This window comes from Anabaena sp. TISTR 8404 (assembly GCF_056847745.1).
This window is the reverse complement of sequence record NZ_CP180578.1, coordinates 4,868,526-4,885,284: the sequence shown is the minus strand read 5'-3', so window position 1 is coordinate 4,885,284 and position 16,759 is coordinate 4,868,526. Positions and strand designations below refer to the sequence as shown.

General features: G+C 41.9%; 12 protein-coding genes. 5 read left to right on the top strand and 7 right to left on the bottom strand.

Annotated features, from left to right (window positions below; genetic code table 11):
- Positions 1 to 55: 55 nt before the first annotated feature.
- Positions 56 to 844: a peptidylprolyl isomerase gene (locus ACMX3D_RS21090; RefSeq protein ID WP_482747789.1), complete on the bottom strand. Its 789-nt coding sequence runs from the start codon at positions 842 to 844 to the stop codon at positions 56 to 58.
- A 120-nt stretch (positions 845 to 964) separates the two neighbouring features.
- The gene (locus ACMX3D_RS21085; RefSeq protein WP_482752392.1) at positions 965 to 1,561 is read right to left on the bottom strand and encodes a photosystem I assembly protein Ycf4; all 597 of its coding nucleotides are present in this window, start codon (positions 1,559 to 1,561) and stop codon (positions 965 to 967) included.
- Between the two features lie 482 nt (positions 1,562 to 2,043).
- Between ACMX3D_RS21085 and psbD the strand changes: the two genes are divergently transcribed.
- Together psbD and psbC are read left to right on the top strand one after the other, a co-directional pair.
- Positions 2,044 to 3,102 (top strand): photosystem II D2 protein (photosystem q(a) protein), encoded by a 1,059-nt coding sequence (gene psbD, locus ACMX3D_RS21080; RefSeq protein ID WP_482747788.1) that lies wholly within the window; start codon positions 2,044 to 2,046, stop codon positions 3,100 to 3,102.
- A complete protein-coding gene (gene psbC / locus ACMX3D_RS21075; RefSeq protein WP_482747787.1) occupies positions 3,086 to 4,474 on the top strand; it encodes a photosystem II reaction center protein CP43 in 1,389 nt (462 codons plus the stop codon). Before psbD ends, psbC begins: the two co-directional genes overlap by 17 nt.
- A 264-nt stretch (positions 4,475 to 4,738) precedes the next feature.
- Here the strand turns inward: psbC and ACMX3D_RS21070 are convergent, their stop codons facing one another.
- Positions 4,739 to 5,575 carry an SWIM zinc finger family protein gene (locus tag ACMX3D_RS21070; protein ID WP_482747786.1) on the bottom strand — a complete coding sequence of 279 codons (837 nt, stop codon included), beginning with the start codon at positions 5,573 to 5,575 and terminating at the stop codon, positions 4,739 to 4,741.
- Positions 5,576 to 5,611: 36 nt separating this feature from the next.
- A complete protein-coding gene (locus ACMX3D_RS21065) occupies positions 5,612 to 10,255 on the bottom strand; it encodes an SNF2-related protein (protein WP_482747785.1) in 4,644 nt (1,547 codons plus the stop codon).
- Between the two features lie 661 nt (positions 10,256 to 10,916).
- On the opposite strand from ACMX3D_RS21065, the gene ACMX3D_RS21060 reads away from it, so the two are divergent.
- From ACMX3D_RS21060 to pth, 3 genes are all read left to right on the top strand, one after another.
- On the top strand, positions 10,917 to 13,073 hold the full coding sequence (locus ACMX3D_RS21060) for a polyribonucleotide nucleotidyltransferase (protein ID WP_482747784.1): 2,157 nt from the start codon (positions 10,917 to 10,919) through the stop codon (positions 13,071 to 13,073).
- Positions 13,074 to 13,623: 550 nt separating this feature from the next.
- A complete protein-coding gene (locus ACMX3D_RS21055) occupies positions 13,624 to 13,899 on the top strand; it encodes a TatA/E family twin arginine-targeting protein translocase (protein ID WP_482747783.1) in 276 nt (91 codons plus the stop codon).
- A gap of 171 nt (positions 13,900 to 14,070) precedes the next feature.
- Positions 14,071 to 14,709, top strand: coding sequence for an aminoacyl-tRNA hydrolase (pth, locus tag ACMX3D_RS21050; protein ID WP_482747782.1), 639 nt, complete (start codon positions 14,071 to 14,073; stop codon positions 14,707 to 14,709).
- A 283-nt stretch (positions 14,710 to 14,992) separates the two neighbouring features.
- Here the strand turns inward: pth and rpsU are convergent, their stop codons facing one another.
- From rpsU to rsmI, 3 genes are all read right to left on the bottom strand, one after another.
- Positions 14,993 to 15,172 (bottom strand): 30S ribosomal protein S21, encoded by a 180-nt coding sequence (gene rpsU / locus ACMX3D_RS21045; RefSeq protein WP_008226419.1) that lies wholly within the window; start codon positions 15,170 to 15,172, stop codon positions 14,993 to 14,995.
- A 210-nt stretch (positions 15,173 to 15,382) separates the two neighbouring features.
- Positions 15,383 to 15,727, bottom strand: coding sequence for a hypothetical protein (locus tag ACMX3D_RS21040; protein WP_482747781.1), 345 nt, complete (start codon positions 15,725 to 15,727; stop codon positions 15,383 to 15,385).
- 146 nt (positions 15,728 to 15,873) lie between these two features.
- The gene (gene rsmI, locus ACMX3D_RS21035) at positions 15,874 to 16,731 is read right to left on the bottom strand and encodes a 16S rRNA (cytidine(1402)-2'-O)-methyltransferase (RefSeq protein ID WP_482747780.1); all 858 of its coding nucleotides are present in this window, start codon (positions 16,729 to 16,731) and stop codon (positions 15,874 to 15,876) included.
- Between the last annotated feature and the right edge of the window lie 28 nt (positions 16,732 to 16,759).

Here is a 16,759-nt window from a genome sequence, read left to right as displayed (position 1 = left end):
AAAAACTGAAAAGATTTTTTTACTTTTGCTTTTTTACTTTTAACTTCCTAAATTCCTATTGTGGAACTTTCAGGTTTTCTGCACCTTGAGTGACTTTAGCAGAGTCAATGCGATCGCCCTGCTGAATTTTGTTGACTACATCAAAGCCTTGGGTGACATAGCCAAATACAGCGTAGTTACCATCTAGAAAACCCAAATCAGCTAATGCAAAGTAAAACTGTGAAGAAGCTGAGTCTGGCATTTGCGATCGCGCCATTGCCACCGCACCTTGTTTGTGAGTTAATTCGGGTGGTTTAGTGATTCCAGCCATTTCAAATGTTTTGCTGTAAATTGGGCTGGCTTCACCTTTGGGTTTGATTTCTAAAGGTATATAGCGTTCATTACCAGTTTTTGGGTCAATATAACCGCCTGTCCCCAATCTGCTGGCTGGAAACTTGGGGTCTTTGCCTTGGGGATCGCCACCTTGAACAACAAACGGTTGCGGGTCGCGTACTACTCGATGGAATACTAAGCCATCGTATACACCTTTTTGAACTAAATCGACAAAGTTACCGGCTGTAATTGGGGCATTTGTGCCATCTACTTCAATAGTGATTGGTGAACCTTTCACCGTCATCACCACAGTAGCTTTACCTTCGAGCCGTGGTAAATTGTTCATTCCTGGGATACTCTCACTTGTTGTTTCAGATACAGACGTTGCTTCAGTAGTTGTCGTAGTTGTTGTTTGGGTAGCTGTTGATGTAGGAGAAGTGTTAGAGCTAACTTGCTGTGTGGAACATCCTCCCAACATTAAAGCAGCGACCATCAAAAACGTAACTAAAAATTTTGTAACTTTTAACCGCATTTTCAGGTACTGACTCAACCAGAGTATCTTATCCTCTCAAGTGAATTGAAAGTAAAAAGGTAAAAGTAAAAAGTCAAAATATTCTATTCTTTTAACTTTTGCCTTTTTACTTTGGAATTTCTACAACCCTTCTAGAGGAACTTGCAAAAAGCGAGCTAACTCTGCGCCTTTTGTTTCTATTTCAGTCAAAGAAGGCGGCTGACCCACTCTCGTTAAAGGAATATCTCTGCGACCTTTAATTCTGAGGTAAACTGCACGCTTAGGATTCAAACCTTCTTTAATTTCCAGCCGCACAGCTTGTACATCACGGATGCGAGCATCAATTTCAATCCGCCGATTTTTGCCGGGGAATCCCCAGCGAAAGATTTTGAGGCTACCAGTTTCTTGATTGAACTCGTTGTAACCGCCGCCCACATCCCATAAAATCATTAGCCACAGATACAAAGCTAAAAGTACGCCAGCAGTGCCATACAAGCCCATTACTAACCCTTGGGGTATGAACACCAATTGAGTGGGATCGGTGACCAATAGTAAATTGACTTTTAAATAACTAGATATCCCAGCCAACAAAAAGCCTGTGGCTCCTAAAGTCACAACAGTTGCCCACCAGTAGTTACTCAACCGACGAGAACCGATAACTTTTTGATGTAAAACGCTTGAAGAAGAGCGATCGCCATTCGGTGAATCGCCTTTGTTAATTGTTGTTGATGCCGTCATGGAACTACCTTGGCCAGTGAGTGCTTCCCTATTAGAGTCTGCCATTTGAGCCGTATATCTTGCAAGTTTAGCCAATGGTCATCGTTTAAAAGCTGGACACAGAATACCAAAGGATAAAGTTTCATATTTCATACTTCACACTTCAAACTTCATACTTCTTTTCGAGATTTCTGAGAAAAGTTGTGTCAGATTGTAAAAATTCTGATATTCATAATATTTAATAGGTTTGTGATCAATACCAGATTTCCCTGCGTAGTTCAGGCAAAAACCCGAACTAATGTGATAAGTTAAGGATCATTAAGTTACCACAAGCTAGGTTACTAGCCAATGGTACGTGTAATGGCATAAGCCTGAGAAATGCCATCTTACTTAAATGGCAAGCTCTCAGAAACTCAGCAGCTCTAAAGCAGTTGAGACTGTCAAAAAAAACGTTTATTCCTCAAAAGCGTTGAAATTTTTAGTAAAAAGAGGATTTTAGTCCGATGACCATCGCAGTTGGACGCGCCCCAAGTAGAAGAGGGTGGTTTGACGTATTAGACGACTGGTTAAAGCGCGATCGCTTCGTATTCGTAGGTTGGTCAGGAATACTACTATTCCCCTGCGCCTTCCTCGCACTCGGCGGTTGGTTAACCGGCACAACCTTCGTCACATCCTGGTACACCCACGGATTAGCATCATCCTACCTCGAAGGCTGTAACTTCCTGACAGTAGCAGTATCCACACCAGCAGACAGCATGGGACACTCCTTGCTGTTGTTGTGGGGGCCAGAAGCGCAAGGCGACTTCACCCGTTGGTGTCAACTGGGTGGATTATGGCCATTCGTAGCCCTGCACGGAGCCTTCGGCTTAATCGGCTTCATGCTGCGGCAATTTGAAATTGCGCGGTTAGTAGGCATCCGTCCCTACAACGCATTAGCATTTTCCGCCCCCATCGCGGTATTCGTCAGCGTCTTCTTGATGTACCCCTTGGGACAATCTTCTTGGTTCTTCGCACCCAGCTTTGGTGTAGCCGCAATTTTCCGCTTCTTGTTATTCTTGCAAGGGTTCCACAACTGGACACTCAACCCCTTCCACATGATGGGAGTTGCAGGTGTACTCGGTGGAGCGCTATTGTGTGCGATTCACGGTGCAACCGTAGAAAACACCTTGTTTGAAGACGGTGAAGCCGCCAACACCTTCCGCGCCTTCAACCCCACCCAATCCGAAGAAACTTACTCAATGGTGACAGCAAACCGCTTCTGGTCACAGATTTTCGGGATTGCTTTCTCCAACAAACGCTGGTTGCACTTCTTTATGTTGTTTGTACCAGTCACAGGTTTGTGGATGAGTGCGGTAGGGATTGTCGGTCTAGCACTTAACTTGCGGGCCTATGACTTCGTGTCCCAAGAATTGCGGGCAGCCGAAGACCCAGAATTTGAAACTTTCTATACCAAAAACATTTTGCTGAACGAGGGTATCCGTGCTTGGATGGCTCCTCAAGATCAGCCCCACGAACAATTTGTATTCCCTGAGGAGGTTCTACCTCGTGGTAACGCTCTCTAATAGACCCGCAGTGATGGGCGGCGGTCGTGACCAAGAATCCACCGGTTTTGCTTGGTGGTCTGGTAACGCCCGTTTGATTAACCTGTCTGGTAAACTGCTAGGCGCTCACGTAGCCCATGCTGGCTTGATTGTCTTCTGGGCTGGAGCAATGACTTTGTTTGAAGTTGCTCACTTTATCCCAGAAAAGCCCATGTATGAACAGGGCTTGATTCTGCTACCTCACATCGCTACTTTAGGTTGGGGTGTAGGCCCTGGTGGCGAAGTAATTGACACCTTCCCCTACTTTGTTGTTGGTGTACTTCACTTAATTTCTTCCGCAGTCCTGGGTTTTGGCGGTATTTATCACGCCGTTCGTGGCCCAGAAACCTTAGAAGAGTATTCTTCCTTCTTTGGTTATGACTGGAAAGACAAAAACAAGATGACCAACATCATCGGTTTCCACCTAATCATCTTGGGTTGTGGTGCGTTGCTGTTAGTGCTGAAGGCTATGTTCTTCGGCGGTATCTACGACACCTGGGCACCTGGTGGTGGTGATGTTCGTGTCATTACTAACCCAACTTTAAACCCAGCAGTTATCTTTGGTTATCTCATCAAAGCTCCTTTTGGTGGCGAAGGTTGGATTGTCAGCGTTAATAACATGGAAGATGTTATTGGCGGACACATCTGGGTTGCTTTACTGTGTATTGCTGGTGGTATCTGGCACATTTTCACCAAGCCTTTTGCTTGGGCGCGTCGTGCCTTCATCTGGTCTGGTGAAGCTTACCTCTCCTACAGCTTAGGCGCTTTGTCCTTAATGGGCTTTATCGCTTCTTGTATGGTTTGGTATAACAACACTGTTTACCCCAGTGAGTTCTACGGCCCCACAGGCCCAGAAGCTTCTCAAGCTCAAGCTTTAACCTTCTTGATTCGTGACCAACGCTTAGGTGCTAACGTTGGTTCTGCTCAAGGCCCCACAGGTCTAGGTAAATACTTGATGCGCTCTCCTTCTGGTGAAATCATCTTCGGTGGTGAAACCATGCGCTTCTGGGACTTCCAAGGCCCCTGGTTAGAACCTCTACGTGGCCCCAACGGTCTTGACCTAGATAAAATCAAGAACGATATTCAGCCTTGGCAAGCTCGGCGTGCTGCTGAATACATGACTCACGCTCCTCTGGGTTCTTTGAACTCTGTAGGTGGTGTAGCCACTGAAATCAACTCCTTCAACTACGTATCTCCTCGTGCTTGGTTGGCTACTTCTCACTTCGTACTAGGTTTCTTCTTCCTAGTAGGTCACTTGTGGCACGCGGGTCGCGCTCGTGCTGCTGCTGGTGGTTTCGAGAAAGGTATCGACCGTGAGAATGAACCAGTATTGTTCATGAACGAGCTTGACTAAGTTGAAATATTTTTTTCATCACTGACAATCGAATCTCTAAAAGGCTCTTGTTCTGGAACGAGAGCCTTTTTCTTTAATGTCTTATAGTAAAGTACTGAGTATAAACCCAGTTGCATCATACACTTTCCAACCCAAATTTACGATCGCCTATTGGTGTAGCTTCAACTTTAATATTGGTACTATCAGTAAGTTCTAAGGTAATAATTGTGCTTTAAATTTTCATGTTAGTTTAAATACATATCCCTGCTTTTATAACCTATCAACTTAACTACCTCCCACATTCATCGCTTCTAAAACAGCCTTTTGGCTAACATCTTTGTAAACAGTATCTAAATATTTCATTAACACATCGCCAGAAGTTGAGTTTACAACTTCTTCCTCGGTTTTTGCCAAGGGAATTGCGCCTAAAACATCTAATACTGTTTCGCTCATGCTAGGTGTAATCACTACTAAAGATGAATCTAAAGGCTCATGATATTCCCAAAAAGAGTTAAGGTTTACTGAGGATTCCTTGAGAGAAATTGCCTGTTGAACATCTGATGTTGAAGTAGTATTTACTTCAGATTTAGCACCGCGTAATTTGCGTAAATCACTGATAATTTGTTCTTTAGTCCGTCCGCGTAATTGAAATAGCACAAACGGGTCTTCGCTGAACCTGTCACCTAATTGATAGTAAATTGCTCCAACATGTTTACAAGGGTTGGCTTTATCTGGACAAGAACATTTGCTATGAACATCACCTAATGTAAACGGAAATAAAGAAAGACCATTGGCAGTAAAAACTTCTTCAATATTTTGAGGCATTTCTCCTGCTAACAGTTTGGCAGCAAATAATGCCCTTTTAGACATTGTTTCAATTACATAACCCCACTCTTCATAACTAAAAGAGTCAAGAGAAAGAGATACTGTATAAGGTTCAACTTCACTACCTTGTACCTTAGCTAATACTTTCGCACCTTTAAATTCGATGCTGAGAACATTACCTTGACGTGCATAATTTCTAGCCCGTTCTAACCGCTTTTTAAAACGATAAGAATCGAGTAACTCTAGCCATCTTTGCGACCACCATTCACGGCTTGCTTGTAATGTGTAACTGGTCATAATTAATCTCTATCAATTAACTTAAAAAACTATGCGTTATTCTGCCTCTTCATCAATCAAAGCACTGCGGTCAAGTATCAGTAAGTTACGTAGTTGGTCTGTATCTAATTCAGTTAACCACTCTTCACCAGCACTCACGACTTGTTCGGCTAATTGTTTCTTACTTTCAATCATGTCGTGAATTTTTTCTTCTAAAGTGCCAGTGCAGACAAATTTATGTACTTGGACATTTCTAGTTTGACCAATCCGAAATACTCGGTCTGTGGCTTGATTTTCAATTGCTGGGTTCCACCATCTATCAAAGTGAAATACATGATTGGCGCGGGTTAAATTCAAACCGACACCACCAGCTTTCAAGGAAAGAATCATAATTGGCGGCCCTTGCGGATCATGTTGGAAACGGTCTACCATTTCCTCACGTTGTTTTTTACTAGTGCTGCCATATAAGAAGAATACTTCCCTTCCTAATTGATTTTCTAAATAAGGTTTGAGCAATTTACCCCATTCAGCAAATTGGGTGAAGATTAAAGCCCTGTCTCCTTCTGCGATCGCCACATCTAACATTTCTTCTAAACGTTGCAACTTTCCAGAATTATGTTTATCTAACGTATCTTCTTTTAGATACTGGGACGGGTGATTACAAATTTGTTTAAGTTTAGTTAATAAAGCTAAAATCATTCCCCGTCTTTGTAATCCCTCAGCCGATTCTATTTCAACTAAAGATGTGTCTACTGCTTGTTGATAAAGTGCAGCCTGTTCTTTAGTCAGACCACAAAATATGGTCATTTCTTGTTTATCTGGTAGGTCTTGTATGATTGTACGGTCTGTTTTTAACCTTCTTAAAATAAAAGGTTGAACTAAGGAACGCAACTGAGTTAGAGAAGCAGCATCACCATACTTTTCAATTGGCATTGCAAATCGCCGTTGAAAGAATTGTTTATTACCCAAATAACCAGGATTGAGAAAATCTAATATAGACCATAATTCTTGTAATCTATTTTCTACTGGTGTGCCTGTTAACGCAATGCGAAATTTTGCCTCTAACTGCCGTACTGCCTGTGACTGTTTTGCATCAGGATTTTTCACATTTTGGGCTTCATCTAATACAATTGCCTGCCAAGAAATAGTCTGCAATGATTTCACATCTCTATGAACTAATGAATAACTAGTAATAACTAAATCATGTTTTTTAACGGCTTCAACAAATGCCTTTCCTTTAGGACGTTTGTCACCGTGATACTGCATGACTTTCAAGCTTGGGGCAAATTTTTGAACTTCCCGTTCCCAGTTACCTAAAACAGAAGTTGGACAAACTAGTAAGGTTGATTTTTCTAGTACATCCTGTTCTTTGAGGTGTAAGAGAAAGGCGATAAATTGAATAGTATTGTGACAAATAATATTATTAGCAATAAAATTGTGATGCTGACAAACTTCAAAATCGTAAACCCAACCTTCGTAATCTACATCTTCAATATTATCAATTCGGCAATAAAATACTTCTTGGTCAATCAAACGTTGCAAATGCTGTTTGGTGAGGTTTAGATTTTCTAAATCTAATTGATCATAAGCTGTTAATGTTTTATTCGTCCACTTAGAAGCTTTTAATAGCTGATATTGCTTTTGAGTTTCTCCAGAAACAATATGACTAATACTAGTCACAAATTTTTGCAAGCTTTCTCTAGAGAATTGCTGTGAGCCATTAATATAAACTGTATTGTGCATTCCCAGATGTCGTAAAGGTATGCCTGTTTTTGTGACTGTTTGGGCTACAACATCAGCAGCGGGAAGACCTTCAATATTGGTGTTACTAACTCGCTGACAAATTTCTATTAATTTTTGCTGTTTCTGGGTGTAATTAAAACCAATTTCTTTCAGAAATCTTCGGGCTGAATTGCCGCCAATGACACCAATATAATAAGTACGAAAAATTCGCGTACCATTAGTAGCACATTTTTGTTTAGACGAAATTCGTAACCAAATACCAAAGCGACGCAGCAGTGCAGAAAGTTGCTGAATTAGTAAACTTGATGCTGTGGCAATCTCAATACTCCGCATACTAGAAACTACAGCAGACTCAGCATCAAAATAGTGGCGTAAAAATAACCGCACAGTATCTAAGTCCGACTGCATTATAAATGAAGGAATAGATTTTTCTGCGGAAAGTTTACCCCAAAGGTAACCTTGATTTTCGAGAAAGCGGCGATAAGCTTGACTATTAATTCGTAAATAAGGAACTTTACCGGGGAATGTACAAATACTAGGACGGTTGATTTTCAGATTGTAGCGATCGCCTATTTTTTGAAATGTTTGGCGTAAATCTTCTAATAAGTTTATGTCTTTTTGAGTAATGTTGACAGTTCCAATATCTGCTAGTTCATGTCCTTCCGCAATTTGCCAAGCCAGAAACTTGACTAAATCGGGGTCTTGTGGTTTACCATGCCACAGCATCTTCTCAGGTACACAAACATAATCACCCACTTGCAAATTATTTGTCCAACCTTGATTTGTTAGCAACTTATGGCGATGGGTAATAGTGACACAACTTCCGTCTTGCAGCGTGATTTTTCTTAATTTCTCGCATACTTGCTGCCTATACAATCGCTGAATCGGTGCCTGTACAATTTTGCCAGTTGCTTCATCTATGGAATTAACTAGTAACTGTTGAGTGGGTTCAGCCCAAAATCCTTCACCGTCAAATGTTGTGTCTCCAGCATTATTTGTCCAGATAGCCTCTGCTGTCTGTAACATTCCATTGACATTAATTAAGGTATCAGGGGCTACGCATTTTCCGAGTCCCATATCGTCGGCGAGACACGCGCCTAAACCCCAACGTTCCAAAAAAGCCAGCCAAGCAGCACCACGTTCTTGATAAGGGCGCAATTTTCCTTGGAAACCTGCTGGTGTGGGTAAAGGTGCGATCGCCTGATTATTTGTTAACGCCCCAATCAATTCTTGTAACGCCCCAGATGCTTCAAAACTTACCACTGGTAATTTTTCAATCACTTGGGTATCGCCTGTACTCAGGCGCAAAGCATCTTCTAAGGAAAGTGCCATTTGTTCTTTGCGCGAAGCAAAAAATGTCTGGGCTGTCTTGATATCTTGGGGACGTAACTCCACCCACTCACCGTTAATTTCTACGAGAGGACTATTCAGCGCTACTAGCCGATCAAACTCCGCTTTAGAAATTGTCTGTCCGCCAATTGCCAATTGCCATTGAAAATTCAACAGACTTTGTAAACCCAAGCGTTCCTTTTGCTTCTTGGGCGTTTCAGCAGTAATTTTCAACCCTAAACGGTTCGCCAAGCCTTCGCGGTTGGTTAAACTGGGTGGCAAAATCACACCTAAACCGCTATCTTCCAACCTCCAAGCTACAGACTTGATAAATTCGTATGCCTGTACTGGGTTCAGTTGACAAGATTGGGGATATTCTGTTTCTAAACTGGGTGCGATCGCGCTATACAATCGAGAAACTAACCCCAAACCTCGCAAGAAAGTTTCTTGGGGTTTATCAATGGTACGGTTTTGATAAATTAATTCCTCAACTGGATTTTGCCAAATTGTTGCAGCATCCACTAAAAACTCTGGATTATCAGCAGCTTGGAGAAAGTACGCCAATTTCCATTCTCTTTCTCCTGCTGCTGGCGAATTAAGTTGAAAACAAGTACGAAATAACGGCTTTCCTGTTAATTGATGCTGTAGCGGCAAAGTCCAAGCTGTGAGGGCTGCTTCTAAACGTTCTATGCCAATCGCATCTGCAACCACAGTGTTAGATGCACTAGTTAAAGCTTGCAACCACTGTCGTACTGCCGCTGGTAAAGCAGCCATCACTCTGGGTTCAATGATGGGTTGACCACCTACCATCTCCCGCACTTGGAAATCTATTGTACTGTTGAGAAATTCTAAAATTAATTCCTGTGCAGGTTCGGGTAAATCTACAGAGATCACCCCACTCCCTACTCCCGATTCCCTACTTCCCAACTCCTGATAAGTCCGACAAGCCAGTGGCATTTTCGCCGCGAATTTTTCTAAGCGAGTTCCATCCACAGCACTATCTAAAAGCACTTGCCACCCAGCAATTCTAGTACCATCTACTTGGTGTTGAATATTTGGTAAAAACTTAGAGCGTGAAATTAAATCTAAACTCCAACGCGCCACTTGTGACCAAAATCTTAAATCTCCAGCTAAAAAAGCATCTTCACCACTAGTAATGTTGAGAGGAAGAGATTTGAGAAATTTAATTGCTTCGCTAGTATTCAGACAAAAACCCTCAACTTGCCAAGGTTGTAGGTATGGTGTAGCGTCGGATTCTAAATCTTGGCTGGCAGAATGCACAGGCAATAAGTTGAATGTTTTATCTGCGCTGTTTTCCAGGATCTGAGTTGGTAAAGCAATGATTTGAGAATGTGTAGGTAAACCTGATTCAGGTGGTTTTGCAGTTTTGCGCGATCGCGTCGATGTTGATTGAGTCTGTACCTGCTGTTGTTTGCTGCTGGAAATTGTTAAATTCCGCGCTGCCAACCACTCACTCAACTCCACTGCTGTCATTGCTAATGGATGTAGTGGTACATCTGTAGATTTATTTATGTCCCAATTTACTTGTGGCGATCGCCAAGTTTCTCCCCATATAAATAAACAACTTTTTTGATTATTTCTTAACCAGCTACCGTGTAAAATCGCCATTTTTAACTTCTCAGATTTTTACCAGACTAAATTATTTAAACTTGATAAATTTGATGGGATAATTTTATTTTGAATACTACTATATTACTTTCGTCATTTATCACTGAGATTTAACTCTATATATTTTTTTCAAATTATCAGATTATTACTTAGTTTATAAAAATTAGCAATTTACATATCTGCTAAAAACTAAATTGCTAATCTTCAATAATTGGTTGCTTGGTGATTGAATTAATATTTTTTTGTTGAGGCTAATGCAACTATATGGCAATGCTGGTACTATTGTACAACTAGGGTTACATAGTGGTGGGATATTATTTTTGTTTAATTTAATGATGATTTAAGAAATGTAGCATTCCGTTTAAGAGTTGTAAAAAAATCTACTTTGCTTTTACTTGGCATCACTAGTAGTCGATAAATTACATAGATTGGTATATGTGCAATTCTTCAACCTTTTGAGTATGATTAGGCATATTCTACCTGTGACAATCCTAAAAGATCAGCAAGCCGTCGAATCTACTGCCGCTTGATAGCAAACGTGTAATACATTTGGCAGGAAATAACTTGTTGCTGTTTGTATGTAACAGAAGCCAGCCAGAGTGCATAAATGTTAGGATTGCCACAGAGAGAGAATAGCGTGCATAGAAGGAAAAAAAACTGAATGGCAGAAGTTGAAAAGTCAATATCCTTTGATGGACGGGATATTCGACTGAAGTTAGGCCTACTAGCTCCCCAGGCTGGTGGGTCGGTTTTGATAGAATCAGGGGATACAGCTGTATTGGTAACAGCTACGCGAGCAGAAGCCAGAGAAGGCATTGATTTTCTTCCCCTTACCGTAGATTACGAAGAAAGACTTTATGCAGCAGGGAGAATTCCTGGTGGGATTATGCGCCGGGAAGGTCGTCCACCAGAAAAAGCAATTCTCACCAGCCGTCTGATAGACCGTCCTCTGCGTCCTCTGTTCCCTTCATGGTTGCGGGATGACCTGCAAATTGTGGCTTTAACATTATCAATGGATGAGTTAGTGCCACCCGATGTTCTAGCAGTAACTGGTGCTTCTATTGCTACCTTGATTGCCCAAATTCCCTTTAACGGGCCAATGGCAGCCGTGCGGGTAGGCTTAGTAGGAGATGATTTCATTATTAATCCTACTTATGCAGAAATTGAAGCTGGAGACCTGGACTTGATTGTAGCTGGTTCGCCAGAAGGCGTAATCATGATTGAGGCAGGAGCTAATCAGCTGCCAGAGCGAGATATTATCGAAGCAATTGATTTTGGCTACGAAGCGGTACGTGATTTAATCAAAGCGCAGCAAGATATAATTGCTGATTTGGGTTTGCAAATAATTCAGCAAGCACCACCAGAGGTAGACCAGACCCTGGAAAATTATATTCGCGATCGCGCCAATGACGAGATTAAGAAAATTCTGTCTCAATTTGAATTCACTAAAAATGAACGCGATGCTGCTTTAGATGCTGTTAAAGAGACAATCGCAACTGCGATTGCTGAGTTACCAGAAGAAGATCCTGTTCGCGTAGCTGCTACTGCTGACCCCAAAGCAGTTGGTAAGACTTTTAAAGACATCACCAAATACTTCATGCGCCGTCAAATCGTTGAAGACAACGTGCGCGTTGATGGTCGCAAGCTAGATGAAGTGCGTCCGGTTTCTTGTCAAGTTAGTGTCTTACCAAAACGCGTTCACGGTAGTGGTTTATTTAATCGCGGACTAACTCAGGTATTGTCCAACTGTACCCTTGGTACTCCTGGCGATGCCCAAAACCTCAACGATGACCTACAAACAGACCAATCTAAACGCTACCTGCACCATTACAACTTCCCACCCTTCTCAGTTGGAGAAACCAAGCCATTGCGTGCGCCTGGTAGACGGGAAATTGGTCACGGCGCTTTAGCAGAACGAGCCATATTGCCAATTCTGCCACCTAAAGAACAATTTCCTTATGTAATTCGCGTCGTCTCGGAAGTACTTTCTTCCAACGGTTCCACCTCAATGGGTTCCGTCTGCGGTTCTACCCTCGCTCTAATGGATGCTGGCGTACCAATTATCAAACCCGTTAGCGGTGCAGCAATGGGTCTGATTAAGGAAGGTGATGAAGTCCGTGTTTTGACTGATATTCAAGGCATTGAAGACTTCTTAGGTGATATGGACTTCAAAGTCGCTGGCACGGATACTGGGATTACAGCCTTACAAATGGATATGAAAATCCCTGGTCTGTCTTTGGAAACCATTGCCCAAGCCATTCACCAAGCTAAAGAAGCGCGGTTGCACATCCTGGAGAAAATGCTCCAAACCATCGACCAACCACGCACAGAAACATCACCCTACGCGCCACGTCTGCTAACCATCAAGATTGACCCAGACATGATTGGTTTAGTCATCGGCCCTGGTGGTAAGACAATCAAAGGCATTACCGAAGAAACTGGTGCCAAAATCGACATAGAAGATGATGGTACAGTCACCATCTCTGCTGTCGATGAAACCAAAGCCAAGAAAGCGCGGAACATCATCCAAGGTATGACCCGCAAGCTGCATGAAGGGGATGTTTACGTAGGACGTGTAACTCGAATTATCCCAATTGGTGCATTCGTGGAATTCTTACCCGGTAAGGAAGGTATGATCCACATTTCTCAACTGGCTGACTACCGCGTTGGCAAAGTTGAAGATGAAGTCGCAGTTGGTGATGAAGTGATTGTCAAAGTGCGCGAGATTGATGGTAAAGGACGGATTAATCTCACACGTTTGGGTATCCATCCAGATCAAGCAGCTGCGGCACGGGAAGCTGCGGCAGTGAATCGATAAATCGATTTGGGATTTTAGATAATATCTAAAATCCGCGATGCCTTTGTTGTAGGCATCGCCGTAGCTTCTTTAACAGTTTTGTTTAAGTGATATGAGCCGCACAAAGACGTTCGCGGTTATACAAATTAAAAATGAGCCGAATGAGTAAACTGGTACGCCAGCTACTAACCTTCAAGAAGCAGCACAGATTACGTATATAAGTCATCTCTGCCAACGACAGGCAATTCCCAATATCTCTACTGGACTGTCTAGACTAAAATAGTGCATTAAAGGTAGGTTGGGTGGAACGCAGTGAAACCCAACACTTTCAAGATTTTGTTGGGTTACGATCCGCTTCGCCCAACCTACAATTTTTTTGCTGCCAACGACAGGCAATTCCCAATTTACTATGCTGCGTGCAAACTCTACCAGTCGAAGTATTCTCCCAAAATTGGGCATAGTCTACTAAACTCAAACATAGGGTTTCATCTCGATTTTTACTCTATTTAAAGTTATTCTAGTTACCCGCCTTTCTCATATTATCTGCCTGCATACTTATAGGAGCGATCGCGTGAATATATTCGGTATTGGTCTGCCAGAAATGGCTCTAATTATGATAGTGGCACTACTCATCTTCGGCCCTAAGAAATTGCCAGAGATTGGTCGGAGTGTTGGAAAAGCCATTCGCGGTTTTCAAGAAGCTTCTAATGAATTTCAAAGTGAATTTAAACGAGAAGCCGAACAATTAGAACAAGCTGTAAAAACCACTGCTGAACTCGAACCCAAGCAAATCGAAGCCGCTCAACCACAACAAGATACTGCTAATTCTTCTCAAACTAGCTCATAAAGTGCTGAGTGCTGAGTAAAAATACTAGTCGCTAGTACAATTCGACATAAATCACCCATTCTCAATTTCTGAAAGCCTCACTATACAGGTTTCTTCATTTCAGACTTAAGACTTCAGACTTTTCTACTAATCCCTTAACATAGTGGTGCGAATCGATTGATTGTAAGTGAAATGACAGAAGCTGTAACACAACCAGCTTTGGTAATTCCCCAACTAATTGTTGGGTTGGGGAATCCAGAGCCGAAGTACGAACAAACACGCCATAATATTGGTTTTGCCGCTGTCGATGCGTTAGCTCGTGCTTGGCAAATTTCCTTAGCGGAAAATCGCAAGTTTCAGGGCGAGTATGGCGAGGGTGTAGCATTCGCTGGCAGCAAAATCCGCTTGCTGAAGCCATTGACTTACATGAATCGTTCAGGACAAGCAATCCAGGCTGTCACAAGTTGGTATAAATTGCCGCCAGAGTCTGTGTTGATAATCTATGACGATATGGATTTACCTTTAGGAAAAACTCGCCTGCGCCTATCTGGTTCTGCGGGTGGGCATAATGGAATGAAAAGTGCGATCGCTCATCTTAGCACGCAAAACTTTCCTCGTTTGCGCATCGGCATAGGTAAACCAAAAAACTCAGCTAACAGTGATAACTCAGAAACTGTCTCTCATGTACTAGGAAAATTTTCTACTGCTGAAACTCAATTGATGTCTGCTGTACTTCAATTTGTAGTTGAGTGTGTAGAAATGAGCATAAAGCAGGGTGTAGAAAAGGCTATGAATCGTTGTAATAGCCGCACTGTTGAAGTTAATGGTTAATATAGTGCTGAGTGAATCAATTTTGGATTTTAGATTAGGACAATCTTTCAATCTAAAATCGCCAATCTGTCTTGAAAAGTTTGCTCAAGTCGGGAAACCCGCCCACGCAACTTTTCGCAAAATCTAAAATTCTCTAGCCCCTATTATCTCTTAACAGCAATATACCCAAACCCCTGTTAGGGTTGGGTAAATCTTGCTAAATTTCATGTGAGTATTATGGCAAAGTGCTGTTGCTGATTTAGAGTGATTTCTTTAAGCAACGCCAGTACCAAACCACATAGGTTTATTTAAAACGGCGCTTGCGTCTGGCTGCTACGGCCTTACGTTTGCGCTTTTCTAATGGTGTTTCAAAGTGCCGATGATATTTCACGTCAGCTAGGATACCAGCCTTGGATACTTGGCGCTTGAACCGACGTAGCGCTGAATCTATTCCTTCGTTTTCGCCTAGAACCACTTGGGTCATTCTGTTTCCTCATTATGGATAATTTCCATTGTAATAGTAGCCTCAAACTTAGCCAAACTCCTCAGCCGCAATTTTTAATCACCGATGATTCGTCTATTTCAGGCAAAAGTTTGATAAAATTTATACTTAGCTATTATTACTTAAATACTTATGTTAAAAGTACTATTTACTACCTTGCAAACAAGTACAATCGTCCCTAAAAACTATGAGTTAGAAGTTAATTCTGCCTTGATTCAATAATTTATAACCAACTGCTAATGATGTGAATGCAACACAGAAACTCCACAAACTAGTTGGTTTTAAAATAACTCCACCACTTAAGAAAACTAGTACTATGCCAATACCCAGAAATATCCATCCCAAATTACCAGTTTCTCTGGAAAAGAAAATCAATGCAAAGATACCTGCCATAATTGCCAATACCGAACCTGTAGCAGGTAGCCTCCGATAGAAAAATGAATAGTAGCCGCTAACAAATATAATGTTTTGACCGAAAAAATATAAACCCAGAAATAACAGAATTAAGCCTATAAGTTTAATCAAAAGCCTACCCATAATTATTGAATTAGTCTTGCTTGGATCTGAAGTTAGTATGGGTTAATTATATTTGGCATCTTAATTAAAAAATAGGGGTTACAGTAAAATTTTATATAAAAATTATCGTGACAACCAAGTAAATATACGTAAAAAATGACAATAAGCTACTCAGAACTCAGAACTATAGACAAAGCTAGTTGATAAACTTGACGACGGGAAAGCGAGGTAAATTTGGCTAGTTGACGGCTGGCTTGCGATCGCGATATTCCTTGGCTAATTAACTGTTGCAATTCAGCCTTGAGTTCTGTCTCTGTTAATAATGGTTGAGTGGCTGGAGTTCCGGCAACAACTAAAGTATATTCACCTTGGGGTTCGCGTTGCTGGTAATGAGCGATCGCTTCGGCTATTGTGCCGCGCCAAAATTCTTCGTACAGTTTAGTTAACTCCCGTGCCAGTACAATTTGGCGATCGCTTCCAAAGACTTCTGCTAAGTCTTGCAAAGTATCTAACAAACGATGGGGCGATTCGTAGAAAATTAAAGTGCGGGATTCTGTTTGCAAAGTTTCTAAATGTTCCCGTCGTTGTTGTGCTTTCGGTGGTAAAAAGCCTTCAAACACAAATTTATCCGTTGGTAAACCCGCAGCACTCAAAGCCGTAATTGCTGCACTTGCACCGGGAATTGGTACAACTTTTATCCCTGCGTCAATACACGCTTTAATCAGTTCATACCCAGGATCAGAAATTCCCGGCATACCTGCGTCACTAACTAAAGCGATCGCTTTATTGTTACTTAAATGTTCTAATATTTCTGGAATGCGACTATTCCGATTATGTTCGTGATAACTTACCTGGGGTGTTTTAACTTGAAAATGTTGTAACAGTTTCCCTGTATGACGGGTGTCTTCCGCCGCAATCAAATCCACAGTCTGCAAAATTCGCACCGCCCGAAAAGTGATATCTTCTAGGTTGCCAATGGGTGTGCCAACAACGTAAAGTGTTCCTGGTTGCGGATCGGTTTGCATGAGACTGAATGTAATTCGTAGTTCGTAA

Excerpts from the sequence above, each read along its gene's own strand:
- ACMX3D_RS21060 (WP_482747784.1), top strand. The coding sequence starts at position 10,917 with ATGGCAGAAGTTGAAAAGTCAATATCCTTTGATGGACGGGATATTCGA.
- ACMX3D_RS21065 (WP_482747785.1), bottom strand. The coding sequence starts at position 10,255 with ATGGCGATTTTACACGGTAGCTGGTTAAGAAATAATCAAAAAAGTTGT.
- ACMX3D_RS21070 (WP_482747786.1), bottom strand. The coding sequence starts at position 5,575 with ATGACCAGTTACACATTACAAGCAAGCCGTGAATGGTGGTCGCAAAGA.
- rsmI (WP_482747780.1), bottom strand. The coding sequence starts at position 16,731 with ATGCAAACCGATCCGCAACCAGGAACACTTTACGTTGTTGGCACACCC.
- ACMX3D_RS21085 (WP_482752392.1), bottom strand. The coding sequence starts at position 1,561 with ATGACGGCATCAACAACAATTAACAAAGGCGATTCACCGAATGGCGAT.
- ACMX3D_RS21040 (WP_482747781.1), bottom strand. The coding sequence starts at position 15,727 with ATGGGTAGGCTTTTGATTAAACTTATAGGCTTAATTCTGTTATTTCTG.
- rpsU (WP_008226419.1), bottom strand. The coding sequence starts at position 15,172 with ATGACCCAAGTGGTTCTAGGCGAAAACGAAGGAATAGATTCAGCGCTA.
- ACMX3D_RS21090 (WP_482747789.1), bottom strand. The coding sequence starts at position 844 with ATGCGGTTAAAAGTTACAAAATTTTTAGTTACGTTTTTGATGGTCGCT.
- pth (WP_482747782.1), top strand. The coding sequence starts at position 14,071 with ATGACAGAAGCTGTAACACAACCAGCTTTGGTAATTCCCCAACTAATT.
- psbD (WP_482747788.1), top strand. The coding sequence starts at position 2,044 with ATGACCATCGCAGTTGGACGCGCCCCAAGTAGAAGAGGGTGGTTTGAC.